We start from the raw sequence: 15,454 nt of genomic DNA, 5'->3' as shown, positions 1-15,454 counted from the left end.
CATCGAACAGCCGAGTGAGGGGCAGGGCGGTCGGTCTTCCCGGGCCTCAGCCCGGCGGCATGCGCTTGGCCTGGTGCAGGTGCGCCAGGCGCCAGCCCTCCGCGGTCTCCTCCCAGACCCGCGTCACCGCCTCCTGGACCGGGAACGGCGGGAGGTTCTCGTCGAAGACGATGTGCATCTCCTGGAGGCATGTGGTGATCGCGGTGGTGCCGTGCACCGTGATGCTGAGCTCCTCGGCCTTCGCGAAAACGTGGCGGCGGCGGGTCCAGGTGAAATGGGCGAAGGTCTCGCGGTCGTCGATCTTTCCGACCGGGCCGTGGACGGCCCGGCTGTCCGCAAGCATGAGGGCGGTCATCGCTTCCTCGCCCTCGGTGAGAGCCACGAGCCATGCGGCCTCTGCCTGCTCGATCGCCTGGACGGTCGCGGTGGGTCCGGTGGTTGCGGTGGATGCGGTCGTCATAGGTCGAGCTCCAGAATCGGTGAGTGTGCTCGCGATGAGCACGTGGTGAACATGCCGTCGGCGCGTTCACGGTCGGTCAGGATGTCGTCGCGGTGGTCGGGCTCTCCGGCGAGTACGCGCACGATGCACTCGCCGCAGATTCCCTGCTGGCAGGAGTAGGGGGCGTCGACGCCGCCCGCGAGCAGGACGTCGAGTACGCTCTCGCCGTCCTTGACCTCGTACTCGCCGCCGGTCTTGGCCAGCCGCACCCTGAACGTCCCGCCGGCCGTGTGCGCGGCGGCGTCTTCCACGGGCGCGAAGCGCTCCTTGTGGATCGCTTCGGCGGGCCATCCCGCTCCGAGTGCCATGGAGATCACGAAGTCCATGAAGCCCCCGGGGCCACAGACGTAGATCGCCGTGTCGGGGTCGGGCGGACCGAGGTCGGTGGCGGAGATGAAGCGCTGGTCGTCCGGGCCGTCGTCGAAGTGGAGCCGAACGCGGGGGTTCTGCTCCAACTCGTCGAGGAACGCCGAATCCGGCCGGCTTCGAGCGAAGTGGTGCAACGCGTACTCCGCGCCTCTGGCTTCGAGCTCGTGTGCCATGGCCAACAGGGGAGTGACGCCGATTCCGCCGGCCATCAGCAGATGGCGACGCGCCTGGTCCGAGACTCCGAACCTGTTCCGCGGACGCGAGATCCGCAGCCTGTCGCCCTCGCGGAGCCGATGCATCCCCAGCGAGCCGCCGCGCGAGGCCGCCTCGGCCAGCACCGCCAGCCGATATCGGGTGCGGTCTTGCGGCGGCCCGCACAGGGAGTACTGGCGCACCAGCCCGGCGGCACCATCCACCAGTACGTCGACGTGGGCGCCGGCGGCGAACTCCGGGAGCTCGATGCCGGCGGGACTGACCAGATCGAGCACCACGATCCGGGCCGTCGCATCGTGCCGGGCGACCACGATGGTGTCGAGCCACTCGTTGCTCATCGTTCTTGCTCAGACTGCGGCGGTGGCCGTGGCGTCGTCGCCCGACGGGCGCTTGCCGAGGGTGAAGAGGCCGGACTCGGTGCGGTGGACCTGCGACGCGTCGCGGACGATGTTGATCGGGTCGCGCCCGGCCTCGACGTCGTCGACCATCGCGAGAAGCATGCGACGCAGCATGACGACGCCGCGGTCTCCGGTGGCCAGGGTCTCCTCGGAGTCCAGGGTGATCGCTCCCTGCGAGCCCTGGGCCTCCGCGTCACCGGGGAACTTCTGGCGCTCCTCGTCGGTCAGTTCGTGGTTCTGCTTGCCGTTCTGCGTGATGCCGATGACGAAGTGGACCATGCGCTCGGGATCGTTCGTGCGGATCGAGAAGAAGAGCCGGTGGCTGGTGTCGTCGGAGGGCACGACCCACAGCAACTGGTCCGGCCGCTCGTCAAAGGTCATCTTCACGAAGTCCGGCAGGCCGAAGACGTTGGGAAGATGCTGCTCGACCGCGAAGCCGCACTCGGTGACCTCGCCGTCCTCGCCCTCGACCTCGAATCGCTGGGTGTACTTCAGCCCGTGGTCGGTGCGCTCGTACGTCACACGGTCGGCGATGAGGGCCGGGTCGAAGAAGTTCTCGGGGTAGCCGAAGGTGCCGGTGCCCATCATCTGGTACCCGCTGTGCGTGGAGTGGAGCCAGGTGACGTGCGTCGGGTCGGCGGAGTTCTCGTAGATGTTGAGCCAGCTGAAGTCCGTCGGCATGCCGAGGACCGCGGCGTGGGGAACCGGCCAGCTGGCGAAGTACTTCTCGTCCTCCGCGGGGTCCTCCAGCACGTCGTAGCGGGGGAGTTCGGGCTTGAGCTCGGGCGGGCCCATGTAGACGAAGACCAGGCCGTAGCGCTCCTCGACGGGATACCACGGCTGACGTGCGGCGTCGCGCCTGCGCCCCAGGCCCGGCTCGCACGCCTGCTCGATGCAGCGGCCCTGGACGTCGAACTTCCAGCCGTGGTAGCAGCAGCGGATGCCGTCGTCCTCGACGCGGCCGTAGTAGAGGCTGGCGCCGCGGTGGGTACAGCGCTCGATCACGACACCGGGCTTGCCCTGCCCGTCCCGGAACACGACCAGGTCCTCGCCCAGTACGCGGGTCTTCTGCGGCAGGGCACCGGCGATGAGCGTCTCGGAGCTGGCGACCGGGTGCCAGTAGCGACGCAGGGCCTCTCCCATGGGCGTTCCGGGCCCGACCTCGCGCAGACGGGCGTTGTACGAGGGTTTCGGGCGACCGTAGGCCGTGCCGGTGTCGACCCCTGAAGTGTCTGAAGTGGTGGTCATCGTTCTGTCTCCCGTGCGGCTCGGACGCACAGCCGGTGGCGCGCATGCAGGGCTGTGGGGGATCACCTGCGAGGGCAGCGTCGTGTGCGGCCTCAAATAGGATTGTTAATTCACATTCGCATTTAACCTGCGAGTGCGTCAAGGGTCACGTTCAGGTGCTCGTCGGCCGGGGAAGTGGTCGACCGGCGGAAGGCCTGGTTGGGCAGGATGCCGCCCAGGTGCACCGCCGATCGCGGCCGGGCGGTGCCGCGTACCGGGGCTGCCGGAGGGGCTGCAGGCGGTGTATACGCTGGGGCGGTGAGTACCGAACCGTCGCTCGATCTGCCGCCGGCACAACAGGCGCGCAGCCGGCTGACCCAGCAGCGGATCCTGGAAGCAGGCACGGCCCTCCTCGAAGAGGGTGGTACCGAGGCGCTCACCGTCGCGGCCGTCGCTTCCCGGGCGGGCGTCTCGGTGGGCAGCGTCTATCGGCGGTTCGGCGACAAGGACCGTCTGACCGCGGCTTTGCAGCACGATATGATCGATCAGTTTCGCGCTGACATCATTCGCCGCTTCACTCCGCTGCGCACGGATCCGGCCGCGCTGGTCGCCTCGGCGGTCGCCGGACTCACCGAGACATATCAAGCGCACGAGCGCCTGATGCGCGTCTTCTTGGCTGCGGGCGCCACCGATCCCGCAGTGGCTCGGGTCGGATCCGAGGCTGCCATTGATGCCGGCCGTGTCTTCCGGCAGTTCCTGGAGCCGATCGTGCCGACGATCGACGCGCCGGAGCCGGAGGTGCGCCTGGATGTCGTCTATCGCTTGATCTACGGGACCTGTCAGAACCGCGTGCTGTACGGCGAAGTGTTCGAGTCCGACCGGCCTCTGACGTGGCGTCAGCTCACCGACGAGCTGGTGGACGTCGCCTGCCTGTACCTGCTCGGCACGGCTGCGCGGTGAGTCCTCCTCCCTCGATGTGAATGCGATTCCCCCTTCACATTCGCGCCGGGCGGCGACATACTGAGCGAGCTCCTGGCGCCTCCGGGGTCGGCGAACGCCTGGACCGAGGGTGCCCAAGAAGACCGCGGAAGACGGCCGGTCGATGACTCTTCGGTCGTCAAGGGAAGGAACCGCTCCATGCGAGAGCCCCTCAGCTACGAGATCGCGCACGGCGCCGCACTCGCCGCTCTGGAAGCAGGAAGGGCCGAGGGGCACAAGGTGTGCGCTGTCGTGGTCAACCGAAGTGGCGTCGCGAAGGTTCTGCTCAGTGACGACGGCGTCGGGCTCCTTGGCGTGGAGACCGCGCGACGCAAGGCTTACACCTCGGCCGTGAGCGGTGTCCCCACAGCCAAGTTCGCGGCCTTCGCCGCGTCGCCCCAGATGCAGGTGGCGCCTCCCCATCTGGTCGATTCCAACCTTCTGCCCGTCGCCGGCGGCGTGCCGATCGTGACGGCCGACGGGGAGGTCATCGGCGCCATCGGTGTGGGAGGGGCGGACGACACCACAGACGACCGCATCGCGCAGCAGGCTCGCGATTCCGTCGCGAAGATTGTTGCGTAGGTCTTCCTCCTGGTCGGTGCAGCGGCTGTGTTGAACGTCGCTGCCGTCGTCGCGACCTGGGTATGGCTACTCCGACGCACACGCGGTTCGGGTTTCGTCAACCCGTGGGGGCGGGTTGAGGGTCGTAGAAGGTGCCGTCGCGGAGCGGAGCATCGCGAAGAGGGCGTCGGCTCGTCGTCTCGCGAGGCTGGGCAGGATCAAGGCGGCCGCGTCCGTGCATCCGCACCGAGAACACTCCGACACGGAGCCGGCCAGACCATTGCGTGGATCTTCAGGGCCTCAAGGATGCCCAGCGGGAGTGTTGGCCGACGGCCGGCTATGGCGCATTACTGTCCCCAAGCCCTTCGGGTGAGCTCCTGCGCCTGCGGGGCCCTTTTTGTGTGGGTCGTTTCCGGTCTTCGGGGTTGAGCACGCCGCTCATCGGCGCCTGTTCAGGCGGCACGGGCGGCTATTGCTCACCCAGGTTGGTGGCGTGTTGGTCTACCTCGATGTCCGAGCGCCGTACGTCGGTGAAGCGTGTGGGCCGGAAGGACCGAAGGAGGTCCTGTTCCTGATCGGTTGTGATCTCGGCCGCGACCAGGCGTCCCAGAATCGGCGCCAAGGTCACCCCGCTGTGCGAGACGAGGCAGTAGACGCGGGACTGCGCGGAGGCATAGCCGGCGACGGTGTGGCCGTCCGCGGGCAGTGACCGGAAGCCGATACGCAGGTTGATCTTCGGTGCCCGGCTCGGGTCGGTCAGCAGTGCGGAGAATCGCCGAGCGAGGGTGTTTGCCAGGTCCCCGTCCATGGACGGAGGGTCTGCCGGATCGACGTCAGCGTTCAGATCGAGAGCCTGAAGGACGGTATGCCCGTCGGCTGCGGGGCGGAGGTTGAGGCCGGGGCTGTGGATCACACAGCGCAGGTCGAGTCCGGGGGACCTGGCGTACCCGAGCAGACCGACGGTCTGCGCTCCGCGACCGGTGTCCGTCACCATGGGAACGTCGATCCCGGCCCGTGCGGCGAGCCGTTCTGTCCAGCGGCCTGCCGCCAGGACGACTCGATGGCCCCTGCAGACCTCGCCTCCGGCCAGGGTGACGGCTACTTCGTCAGGCCTGTCGTCGATGGCCACGACCTCGCCGATCGCGCACTTGGCTCCGTGCTGCTCGGCATCCGCCAGCAGGTTGTTCACGAAGAGCTCCGGCAGTACGTATCCCTCGCTGGGGAAGTGTGCGACGGACGTGATGGTCGCCGGGATGCGGAGGTCGCCTGCGATCCGCGTTGCTTCGTCGGGCGTGACCCAGTGAGCGGGGTAGCCGATGGCCTGGAGACGCTCCACGTTGCCGGCGAGCCTCTGCTCGTTTGCGGCGTCCGCCCACTGCAGCGCCCCGCTGGGGAAGTACGACGGCGCGCCGCGCAGTTGCTCGGCCAGCCTGGCGTGCTCCTCCATCCCCGCGAGGTTCAGCCGGTGGTAGTCCGGGTCGGGTTTCCGGCTGGAGTTGGTCCAGGCGAAGGTGGTCGCTGTCGTACCGGTGCCGGCTCCCCGCTGATCGAGCAGGAGAACGTCCTCGCCGGCGAGGGCAAGCTGTCTCGCGACGCTCACGCCCAGCACGCCGGCACCGATGATGATGACCTTCATTGCGTGATTCCTTTCCGGCAGCGACACGCTGCTCACATGGGGGGGACGGGCAGCTCCAGGAAGAACTCGGCGGTTCCGGGACGGACGAGGGTCGTGACCACCTCGACGGTGCTTCCGTCATCGGCACGCAACTCCCTGCGTCTCATCAGCGCGGGCGTTCCGGTCTCGCTGTGCAGCAGGGTGGCGTCGTGCTCGTCGAGGGTCACCGGGTCGAGGTAGAGCCGGATCGCGTCGATCGGTACTCCTCTGCGTTGGAGATACGGGAGGGTGACGAGGTCTTCGAGGTTCTCGTTCAGCAGGTCGGGGGCCACTGCGAAGAGGACTACGTGCCGCTCGACCGACTGTGGCTCCTCGCGCACGTCGAGCTTGCGGCGGACCAGTTCCACCACGGCCGTGTCGGCGGAGGCGCCGGGGAGAGTCAGGATGGCGTCGGCGGCCCTGACGATCCGCGAGGAAACGACTTCGTGTCTGCCCGGTACGCCCTTCGCGGCTGCCGCGGGGGTGACGAAGTTGAGCAGATTGATCTGCCGTGTCACGTCCGCGACAAAGGTTCCGTGGCGCCGTCGGCGGATCGCCAGTCCCGCCTCGGCCAGGTCGTTGAGGACGCGTTGGGCCGTGGCACGGCTGACGCCGTGTTGGGTGGAGAGGTCCTTCTCGGTCGGCAGTCGCGCGCCAGGGGGCAGGTCCCCGGCTCGGATCTTCGCTTCGATCTCTCGCCTGATCTGTACGTAAAGCGGCACGGTCATGCCTAGACCGTACATTCAGTGAATTGACTGGTAAGAGCGGGCTGACCAGCCAGTTCTTCGGGGCATATGGAGCGTTCCGGAACGCCGGTCGCGGGTGGTGATCGGGCCCGCCTCCGCCGATTCGTCATGCGTTCTCCCGCCTGATCTGCGCGGCGACCGCGTCAATGATAAGACCGTACAATGACTCAATTGACCGGTCAATACTGAGATCTGCTCGGCAGTCGCCTTTCGGAGAGGAAGGCCGGTGCCGACAGGAACGGGACCGGCGTTGCAATCGGCGGTCGATGTGGGCTACGAGCGTCCATCAGTGAACGAAACCTTGCGGCTGTTGTCGCGCCCTACCTAAAATAATCTCGCTGCTTCTCGTGTTTGGCGAAGAATGTTCTGCGAACGGCTATCGAGAGTAGGTGCTCCATGACGGTTGCTGCTGCGTCGACAGTCCGCCCGGACGAGGTGCACGAGAGACTCGGCCGCCATGTGCTGACCGACGGTTTCAAACTTGTGCTCGACCCGCTCACCAGCCGGGGCTCGTGGATCGTCGATGCGCGCACCGGTGAGAAGTTCCTCGACCTCTACTCGTTCTTCGCGTCCGCTCCGCTGGGGCTCAACGCGCGGGGCATCGTGGACGATCCGGAGTTCATGGCCCTGCTGGCGCAGGTGGCGGCGAACAAGCCCGCCAACCCGGACGTCTACACCACGCACTACGCCGAGTTCGTCGAGACGTTCGCCCGGGTGCTGGGTGATCCGTACCTGCCGAGACTGTTCTTTGTCGAGGGCGGGGCGCTCGCCGTCGAAAACGCGCTCAAGGCCGCGTTCGACTGGAAGAGCCGCCGCAACGAGGCCGCAGGCCGCTCACCCGATCTCGGCACCAAGGTGCTCCACCTTCGGCAGGCGTTCCACGGCCGCAGCGGTTACACCCTCTCGCTGACCAACACCGAGCCCGCCAAGACGGCCCGTTTCCCGAAGTTCGACTGGCCGCGCATCGACGTGCCCGCTGTGCGGTTCCCCCTCGAGAGCCACCTTGCCGAGGTCGAGGAGGCCGAGCGAGGTGCCCTGGAGCAGGCGCGTCGAGCGTTCGAGGACAACCCGCACGACGTCGCCTGCTTCATCGCCGAGCCGATCCAGGGTGAGGGCGGCGACAACCATATGCGTCCGGAGTTCCTGCAGGCGATGCAGGCGCTCTGTCACGAATACGACGCACTGTTCGTCCTCGACGAGGTGCAGACCGGGGTGGGAATCACCGGCACCACCTGGGCCTACCAGCAGCTCGGCCTCGAGCCGGACATCGTCGCCTTCGCCAAGAAGGTCCAACTGGGCGGGATCATGGCCGGCCGCCGGGTCGACCAGGTACCCGACAACGTCTTCCGGGTCTCCGGGCGGATCAACTCCACCTGGGGAGGCGGGCTGGTCGACATGGTCCGGGCACGCCGCATCCTGGAGATCATCGAAAAAGACGACCTGGTGGCCAATGCCGCCGCCGTGGGAGCGTGGTTCCTGGAGGGACTACGTGATCTGGAAGTCCGACACGCACCAGTGGTGTCCAACTCGCGGGGGCGCGGACTGATGAGCGCCATCGATCTGACCGACAGCGGCGTCCGCGACGAGGTGGTGCGCCGGCTGCGCACCGAGGAGCAGGTGATCGCATTGCCGTGCGGTGAGCGTTCGGTGCGCTTCCGTCCTGCCCTGTCCATCACCCAGGACGAGCTCGGGGTCGCCCTGCGGGCCCTGGACCGGGTGCTCGCCGGTCTGCACTGATCCCCGTACCAGCGGATTCCCAGCGGACAAGGAGCAAAGTCATGGCACGTTCCGTCGCCTCGGTCGTTGCCGGCCACCCGGTCGCCGGCGCTCCCGGCGGGACCCTTCAGCGGCCCAATCCCGGTCGTACCGCCGAGCTGGTCTCCGAGGTCTCGCTCGGGGACGCCTCGACGTTCGTCGCGGCCGCCGAGGCCGCGACGGCGGTTCAGCGGTCCTGGGCGGACACCCCGGCGCCGGTGCGCGGATCCGCGATCGGAAAGATCGGCCGGCTCGTCGAGGCCAACAAGGACCGGCTCGCGCGCATCGTGACCGAAGAGATCGGCAAGCCGTTCGCGGAGGCTCTCGGCGAGGTCCAGGAGATCATCGACACCTGCGACTTCTTCCTGGGCGAGGGCCGCCGGCTGTACGGGCAGACGGTGCCCTCGGAGATGCCCGACAAGCAGCTGTTCACCTTCCGCAACCCCATGGGCGCGGTCGCGGTGATCACCGCGGGCAACTTCCCGGTGGCCGTGCCGTCCTGGTACCTCGTGCCGGCGCTCGTGACCGGTAACACCGTGGTGTGGAAGCCCGCCGAGTACGCCGCCGCGAGCGCCAAGGCCCTCTTCGAGCTGTTCGTGCACGGAGGCGGCCTCCCCGACGGCGTACTCAACCTCGTACTCGCCGACGGGGAGCAGACGTACGCCGGTCTGGAGGCCTCCCTCGAGGCCGGTCTTGTCGACAAGGTCGGCTTCACGGGGTCCACGCTCGTCGGCCGGAAGATCGGCGCCCTGTGCGGAAGCCACCTGCAGACCCCATGCCTGGAACTGGGCGGCAAGAACCCCCAGGTGGTCACCCCGAGCGCACATCTCGACCTGGCGGTCGAGGGCGCGTTGTTCTCCGGATTCGGCACCGCGGGGCAGCGCTGCACCTCCCTCGGGACGCTCGTCGTGCACGAGTCGGTGCACGAGGACTTCCTCGCCCGCTTCGACGCCGCGAGCCGTGCGGCCCGGATCGGCGACGCGTTCGAGGACGTCCTCTACGGCCCGATGCTCGACGAGCGGTTCGCACAGCGCTACGAGACCTTCCTCGGGTGGATCAAGGACCACCACCGGACGTACGGCTCCGACGGCATCGGGCGGATCACGGCCGGCAACCCGCGCAAGGGCTTCGTCGGGGACCCCGAAGCGGGCATGTTCTACCACCCGGTGATCGTCGACGGAGTGCGCCGCGACGACGACCTGTTCCTCACCGAGACCTTCGGCCCCATCGTCTCAGTGACCACCTACCGGGACTTCGACGAGGCCCTCGATCTGGCCAACGCCCACGGTTACGGGCTGTCCGCCGCGATCTACACCACCGATCCGCACGAGGTGTGGACGTTCCGGCGCGGCACTTCCGCGGGCATGGTCAGCGTCAACAACACCACCTCCGGAGCCGAGGCGCACCTTCCGTTCGGCGGCAACGGCAAGTCGGGCAACGGCAGTCGCCAGTCGGGGCAGTGGGTCCTCGACCAGTTCACCCGCTGGCAGTCGATGAACTGGGACCACTCCGGCCGTCTGCAGAAAGCGCAGATGGACGTGGCCACGCTCGAGCCCGACCTGTCGTTCCGCCTGTGAACGGCGTCGAGGACCTGGACCGGCACTTCCGCGAGGCGGTGGCCGGTCCGGCCGGAAGAACGGAGGCGGCGAGCCGGCTGCAACGCGGCGGACTGGACACCCGTACCGCGCTGGACCTGTTCGACGCCCAACTGGAGAGCCGGCACACCGACGCCGCCGCGCGCTGGATGCAGCAGCAGGGCCGTGGCTACTACACCATCGGATCGAGCGGGCACGAAGGCAACGCCGCACTCGCCCTCGCGTTGCGCCCCACCGACCCGGCGTTGCTGCACTACCGGTCCGGCGCCTTTTACTGCGCCCGCGCCCGGCAGGCCGGCGGCGTCGACGCGGTCAGGGACATGCTGCTGGGGGTGGCCGCCGGGGCCGACGAGCCGATCGCCGGTGGACGGCACAAGGTGTACGGGCGCCGCGAACTGGCCGTCATCCCGCAGACGTCGACGATCTCCTCGCACCTGCCCCGGGCGGTCGGGGTGGCGTGGAGCATCGCCCGCGCCAAGAGGCTCGGGGCCGAGTGCGCCTGGCCAGGCGATGCTGTCGTCTGCTGCTCCTTCGGTGACGCCTCGGTCAACCACTCCACGGCGGCAGGCGCCATCAACAGCGCCTGCCACGCGGCTTACCAGGGCCTCCCGATGCCCGTGCTGTTCGTCTGCGAGGACAACGGCCTGGGGATCAGCGTGCCGACACCGCACGACTGGGTGCGGCGCGCCTACGGCAACCGGCCTTCTCTCGCCTACTTCGCCGCGGACGGATGTGATCCGTCGGCCGCCTTCGACACCGCGTGCGCGGCAGTGGCCCATGTACGCAAGCGCCGGCAACCTGCGTTCCTGCACCTGTCGATGGTGCGATTCCTCGGCCATGCGGGCTCGGACGCCGAAGCCGCCTACCGGATGCCCTCGGAAGTCGCCGAGGATCTGCGACGCGACCCGCTGCTGGCCACCGCCCGGCTGCTCACAGCGGCAGGCGTTCTCGACCAGCAGCAGGTTCTCGACCGGTACGACGAGGTAGGCGCACGGGTGTTCGCCGTTGCCAAGGAAGCCCTCGAGAGTGAGTCCCTGACCACCGCCACGCAGATCGCCGCCCCCATCGCACCCCGCCGTCCCGACCTCGTGGCGGCTTCGGCACGCCGTACGAGCGAACCACCCGCGGTGCCCGTGGGCGAGCCCGTCACCGTCGCCCAGGCCATCACCCACACACTCGCCGACCTGCTCGGCAGCTACCCGGAGATGGTCGTCTTCGGCGAGGACGTCGGCCGCAAGGGCGGGGTCTACGGACTGACCCGGGGACTGCAGCGGCGTTTCGGTACCGCTCGGGTCTTCGACACCCTGCTCGACGAGCAGGCCATCCTCGGCCTCGCGCTGGGGGCGGGCCTGTCCGGGCTGCTCCCGGTGCCGGAGATCCAGTATCTCGCGTACCTGCACAACGCCGAGGACCAACTGCGCGGTGAGGCCGCCACGTTGCAGTTCTTCTCCCAGGGCCAGTACCGCAATCCCTTGGTGGTCCGCATCGCCGGCTACGGCTACCAGCGCGGCTTCGGCGGTCACTTCCACAACGACAACGCGCTGGGCGTCCTGCGTGACATTCCCGGTCTGGTCATCGCCTCGCCGTCCCGCCCTGACGACGCCGCCGCGATGCTGCGCACGTGTGTGGCGGCCGGGAAGGTGGACGGAACGGTCAGCGCCTTCGTCGAGCCGATCGCGCTTTACCACACGCGAGATCTCCACGCGGAGGAGGACAACGCCTGGCTCGCGGCGTACCCGTCACCCGCAGAGCACGTACCGATCGGCCAGGCACGCACCTACGGCACCGGAACGGACCTGACTCTCGTGACATTCGGCAACGGCCTGCGTATCTCGCTTCGGGCCGCACGCCGGCTGGAGCAGCAGGGCATCGCGTGCCGGGTCGTCGACCTGCGCTGGCTGGCACCTTTGCCGGTCGACGATCTGCTGCGGGAGGCTCGTGCGACGGGACGCGTCCTCGTGGTCGACGAGACCCGCCGTACGGGAGGCGTGTCGGAGGGAGTCGTCACCGCCCTGGTCGATGCCGGATTCACCGGCGCGATCCGAAGGGTCGCCGGCGCGGACAGCTTCATCCCGCTGGGAAACGCAGCGCAGTTGGTGCTCGTGTCCGAGGCCGACGTCGAGCGCGCCGCGGGCGAGCTGCTCTCAGCAGGCCCGCATCCTCACCGGTGACGGCTGGTCAGGCCCGGTGTGCCATCACATTCTCCCGGAAGCCGGACTCGCGCCGCCGGTGAGGCTCTTACGTGCTCCTCGCGGGACGGTGGAGCGGACCGTCCGTCGGGGTCCAGCTCGTCCCGACGTCGTGCCGGACACGGCGAGAACGGCGAGCAGGATGAGTGCGCAGGCCGGCCCCAGTACGATCCAGGGCGCCAGTTCCACGTACGGCTGGTTCTCCGACAGCAGGCGGCCCCACTCCGCGGTCGGCGGCTGTTCGCCCAGGCCGAGGAAGCCGAGGGAGGCGAGCACGAGGACGGTGGTGGGCAGGCGCAGGAGGGCGTTGCGCAGTACCGCGGGCAGTACTGCGGGCAGCAGGTGATGGCGGAGCAGATACGCCGGGCCGGCGCCGAAGGAGAGGGACGCGAGCATGTGGCCACTGGCCCGTTCCTGTTCGAGCAGGGCCGCGGACTGGGCGGCGTAGGGGGTCCAGCCGACCAGGCAGACCGCGCACGCGGCACCCCAGGCCGACGGGCCGGTCACCGCGGTCGTCAGCAGTCCGGCGAGGACCGCAGGCAGCGTCGACACCGCTTCCGTCAGGCCCGCGCCCAGCTGTGCCGCCATGCCGAGCAGCAGCCCGGTGACGGTGCAGATGGCCGTCACCGCGAGGGCCGTGCCCACCGTGCGCAGCGCTCCGTGGCCCAGGCGGGCGAGCAGATCACGACCGAGCGCGTCGGTGCCCAACGGGTGCGCGGCCGAGGGCGGGAGCAGCCGGGCGGCGGTGTCCACGTGCAGGGGATCACGCAGCAGTCCGGCCACGACCAGGGCGAGCAGGGTGACGGCACAGATTCCGGCGATCCAGCGGGTGGAGCGGCCTCGTGGGAGGTCCGGTGCGTGCAGGGCGGGCAGGGCGCCGTCCCGCAGTGCCGGGCCGAGGAGGGCGCGGCGCAGGGCCTGGATGAGGAGGCCGGCGGCGATGCCGAGCAGGACGAGGACCAGTGTCGCGGTCTGCAGGGGCGGGAGATCCTGGGCCACGGCGGCATCCAGGGCGAGCCGGCCGAGCCCTGGAATGTTGAAGATCTTCTCCACCGCGACGGCACCGCCGACCAGGGCCACGACGGTCGGCAGGAGTTGCGGGAGTACACCGGCCAGCGTGCGGCGCAGCGCGTGCCGGGCGACGTGGCCGGGCGCGAACCCGTAGGCGTACCAGGTCCGTGCCCAGGGTTCGTTGAAGGCGGCGGGCAGTGACTGGTCGAGCAGACCGCCGATCATCGCCCCGGACGGCACACCGAGGGCGAGCGCCGGCAGCACCATCCACTGCGGCCCCTCCCAGCCCTGGGACGGGAACCAGCCCAGCCACACCCCGCACACGGTGGCGAGCAGGGAGGCGAGGAGGAACTTGGGCAGCGCGGCGAGGACGGCGGCCCCGGTGGCCGCCTTCCCCCGGTGCAGTCGCCGCCGGGATCCGAGATACAGGGTGCGGGCGCTGACCAGCGCGGCGACCGCGATTGTGACCACGAGGGCGCCGAGCATCATCGTGACGGAGACCGCGAAGGCGGCGGTCACCTCGGGCAGGACCGCATCGCCCGACACCCAGGAGCTGCCCGCGTCGCCGCGCGGCAGTCCGCCCAGCCAGTGCGCGAGATGCGTGAAGGGGCCCTCGTCCAGGCCCAGTTGCTCGCGTACGGCGGCCAGCTGCGCGGGGGTCGGATCCTGGTCGGCGGAGCGGGCCCGCAGGACCGTCAGCGCGGGGTCGGTCCCGGACAGCCAGGGCAGCAGAGCCACGGCCGTCAGCAGCGCGCCCCCGGCGGCGAGGCGGCCGGCGCCCGCGCGCCACCGGACCGGGCGGGCGTCGGCCGGCGTGACGCTCATCAGCCGCTACTTCAGGTGGGTGTCGACGTCGATCAGGGAGCGCTCGCGGGGGTCGAGGAGCACACCCTCGACCTCGTCGGCGATGCCCTGGACGACCTTCTCGTGGACCAGCGGCACGACGGCGTCGGTGCGCAGGATCTCCGCCTCGGCCGACATGATCTTCTGCTGCCGCTTCGCCGTGTCGCCTTCCCCGGCGGCGGACTTGATGGCCTGGTCGACCTGGGAGTCCTTCAGCCCGGCGATGTTGTAGACGCCTTCGCTCGTGTAGTCGCTGGCGAGGTAGGCGACGGCGTCGCCCGTGTCGAGCAGGGTGACGCGGGAGAAGACGAGAGCGTCGTACTCCCCGGCGAGGAGGTCGGCCTCCATCTGCGTGTACTCGCGCACGTCCTGCTTCACGGTGAACCCGGCCTTCTCCAGCTGCTGCTGGAGGACGCTCGCGGCCTCGGGGAGTTCGGCGCGGTTGGTGTAGGTGGCCAGGCGCAGGACCTTGCCCTTGGTGTTCGCCTTCACCTCCGCGGCCGTCGCGGCCTTGGCGCGGCCGGTCACCTCGGCCCTGTTGTCGGCGGCCCAGGAGACGGCGGGCCCGAACAGGCCCTGTGCGGGGTCGGCGTACCCGCCGAAGACCGAGTCGACGAGGGCGGAGCCGTCCACGGCCTCGCGGGCGGACGCGCGCAGCGCTTCGTCGGTGAAGATGCCGCTTCGGGTGTTGAGGATCAGGCTGTCGGTCCGTACGGAGGGCACCTCGTGGCGGGCGTCCTCGGCCAGCAGCTTCGCCTGGGCGGTGGGGATCCACTCGGCGATGTCGACGTCGCCGCCGCGCAGGGCGTTGGCGCGGGCGGTGCCGTCGGCTATCCAGGTCACGTCGATGCCGGACGTCTTCGCCCTGCCGCCCCAGTAGCCGTCGAAGCGGTCGAGTGCGGCCTTGGTCTTCCCGGTGAGCTTCGTGATCTCGAAGGGGCCCGTTCCGGTGCCGACCGGGCTGACAGTGCCGTCCTTGCCGTACGCCTTCGGGGAGAGGATGCCGAGGGCGGGGCTGGCCAGCCGCAGCGGGAGCACCGGGTCGGCGGCCTTGGTCGTGATGGTGACGGTGTCGGCGTCGTCCGCCTTCGCGGACAGGGTCACGTCGCTGAGGACACGCGGCTTGGTCTCGGCGGCGTTCGCGTGGTCGAGGGCGCCCACGACCGACTCGGCGGTGACGTCGGTGCCGTCCTGGAACGTGGCCTTGCGCAGTTCGAAGGTCCAGGTGGTGGGGTTCTTCCGGGTCCACGACTTCGCCAGCGCGGGTGCGGCGGCCCCGCCCTCGTCCAGCCCCGTCAGGCCCTCGGCGACGGAGAGCTTGCTCAGCACGGTGGCGTCGTTGCTGTACGGCGACAGGGCCTGCACCGGCGGCACCGCGAGCGCGACCTTCAGCCGCCCGCCCTGTCCCTTATACAC

At 69.4% G+C, this 15,454-nt stretch carries 12 protein-coding genes; 5 read left to right on the top strand and 7 right to left on the bottom strand.

The annotated features are described in order from the left end of the window. Positions 1-46 precede the first annotated feature (46 nt). From G5C60_RS20390 to G5C60_RS20380, 3 genes are read right to left on the bottom strand one after another with little or no spacing between them, the layout of a single operon-like run. Positions 47-460 carry a nuclear transport factor 2 family protein gene (locus G5C60_RS20390; protein WP_165261332.1) on the bottom strand — a complete coding sequence of 138 codons (414 nt, stop codon included), beginning with the start codon at positions 458-460 and terminating at the stop codon, positions 47-49. Beyond that, positions 457-1,419: a PDR/VanB family oxidoreductase gene (locus G5C60_RS20385; RefSeq protein ID WP_165261330.1), complete on the bottom strand. Its 963-nt coding sequence runs from the start codon at positions 1,417-1,419 to the stop codon at positions 457-459. Before G5C60_RS20385 ends, G5C60_RS20390 begins: the two co-directional genes overlap by 4 nt. 9 nt (positions 1,420-1,428) lie before the next feature. Next, complete coding sequence (locus tag G5C60_RS20380; protein WP_165261328.1) at positions 1,429-2,727, bottom strand: Rieske 2Fe-2S domain-containing protein; 1,299 nt, start codon at positions 2,725-2,727, stop codon at positions 1,429-1,431. Between the two features lie 297 nt (positions 2,728-3,024). On the opposite strand from G5C60_RS20380, the gene G5C60_RS20375 reads away from it, so the two are divergent. Beyond that, positions 3,025-3,666, top strand: a complete 642-nt coding sequence (locus G5C60_RS20375) for a TetR family transcriptional regulator (protein WP_165261326.1) — start codon at positions 3,025-3,027, stop codon at positions 3,664-3,666. 177 nt (positions 3,667-3,843) lie between these two features. Continuing rightward, complete coding sequence (locus tag G5C60_RS20370; RefSeq protein ID WP_165261324.1) at positions 3,844-4,266, top strand: GlcG/HbpS family heme-binding protein; 423 nt, start codon at positions 3,844-3,846, stop codon at positions 4,264-4,266. A gap of 448 nt (positions 4,267-4,714) precedes the next feature. On the opposite strand, the gene G5C60_RS20365 is transcribed toward G5C60_RS20370, so the two are convergent. Together G5C60_RS20365 and G5C60_RS20360 are read right to left on the bottom strand one after the other, a co-directional pair. After that, on the bottom strand, positions 4,715-5,881 hold the full coding sequence (locus tag G5C60_RS20365; RefSeq protein WP_165261322.1) for an NAD(P)/FAD-dependent oxidoreductase: 1,167 nt from the start codon (positions 5,879-5,881) through the stop codon (positions 4,715-4,717). A gap of 32 nt (positions 5,882-5,913) precedes the next feature. Further along, positions 5,914-6,627 carry a GntR family transcriptional regulator gene (locus G5C60_RS20360; RefSeq protein WP_165261320.1) on the bottom strand — a complete coding sequence of 238 codons (714 nt, stop codon included), beginning with the start codon at positions 6,625-6,627 and terminating at the stop codon, positions 5,914-5,916. A gap of 414 nt (positions 6,628-7,041) precedes the next feature. Between G5C60_RS20360 and lat the strand changes: the two genes are divergently transcribed. From lat to G5C60_RS20345, 3 genes are read left to right on the top strand one after another with little or no spacing between them, the layout of a single operon-like run. Continuing rightward, the gene (gene lat / locus G5C60_RS20355) at positions 7,042-8,382 is read left to right on the top strand and encodes an L-lysine 6-transaminase (protein WP_165261318.1); all 1,341 of its coding nucleotides are present in this window, start codon (positions 7,042-7,044) and stop codon (positions 8,380-8,382) included. A gap of 41 nt (positions 8,383-8,423) precedes the next feature. Further along, positions 8,424-9,977, top strand: coding sequence for an aldehyde dehydrogenase family protein (locus tag G5C60_RS20350; RefSeq protein WP_165261316.1), 1,554 nt, complete (start codon positions 8,424-8,426; stop codon positions 9,975-9,977). Next, positions 9,974-12,166 carry a transketolase C-terminal domain-containing protein gene (locus G5C60_RS20345; protein WP_338145874.1) on the top strand — a complete coding sequence of 731 codons (2,193 nt, stop codon included), beginning with the start codon at positions 9,974-9,976 and terminating at the stop codon, positions 12,164-12,166. The genes G5C60_RS20350 and G5C60_RS20345 overlap by 4 nt, the downstream gene beginning before the upstream one ends. Positions 12,167-12,190: 24 nt before the next feature. On the opposite strand, the gene G5C60_RS20340 is transcribed toward G5C60_RS20345, so the two are convergent. Together G5C60_RS20340 and G5C60_RS20335 are read right to left on the bottom strand one after the other, a co-directional pair. Next, positions 12,191-14,020: an ABC transporter permease subunit gene (locus G5C60_RS20340; protein ID WP_165261314.1), complete on the bottom strand. Its 1,830-nt coding sequence runs from the start codon at positions 14,018-14,020 to the stop codon at positions 12,191-12,193. Between the two features lie 6 nt (positions 14,021-14,026). Continuing rightward, a partial coding sequence (locus tag G5C60_RS20335) for an ABC transporter substrate-binding protein (RefSeq protein ID WP_165261312.1) occupies positions 14,027-15,454 on the bottom strand: 1,428 nt, incomplete at its 5' end.

Origin of the sequence: Streptomyces scabichelini (genome assembly GCF_011045015.1) — a bacterium.
Lineage (GTDB): Bacteria > Actinomycetota > Actinomycetes > Streptomycetales > Streptomycetaceae > Streptomyces > Streptomyces scabichelini.
The sequence above is the reverse complement of the archived record's forward strand: the minus strand, read 5'-3'. Positions and strand labels throughout refer to the sequence as shown.

Coding starts and splice junctions, on each gene's coding strand:
- G5C60_RS20390 (WP_165261332.1), bottom strand. CDS start 460: ATGACGACCGCATCCACCGCAACCACCGGACCCACCGCGACCGTCCAG.
- G5C60_RS20385 (WP_165261330.1), bottom strand. CDS start 1,419: ATGAGCAACGAGTGGCTCGACACCATCGTGGTCGCCCGGCACGATGCG.
- G5C60_RS20380 (WP_165261328.1), bottom strand. CDS start 2,727: ATGACCACCACTTCAGACACTTCAGGGGTCGACACCGGCACGGCCTAC.
- G5C60_RS20370 (WP_165261324.1), top strand. CDS start 3,844: ATGCGAGAGCCCCTCAGCTACGAGATCGCGCACGGCGCCGCACTCGCC.
- G5C60_RS20365 (WP_165261322.1), bottom strand. CDS start 5,881: ATGAAGGTCATCATCATCGGTGCCGGCGTGCTGGGCGTGAGCGTCGCG.
- G5C60_RS20360 (WP_165261320.1), bottom strand. CDS start 6,627: ATGACCGTGCCGCTTTACGTACAGATCAGGCGAGAGATCGAAGCGAAG.
- lat (WP_165261318.1), top strand. CDS start 7,042: ATGACGGTTGCTGCTGCGTCGACAGTCCGCCCGGACGAGGTGCACGAG.
- G5C60_RS20350 (WP_165261316.1), top strand. CDS start 8,424: ATGGCACGTTCCGTCGCCTCGGTCGTTGCCGGCCACCCGGTCGCCGGC.
- G5C60_RS20340 (WP_165261314.1), bottom strand. CDS start 14,020: ATGAGCGTCACGCCGGCCGACGCCCGCCCGGTCCGGTGGCGCGCGGGC.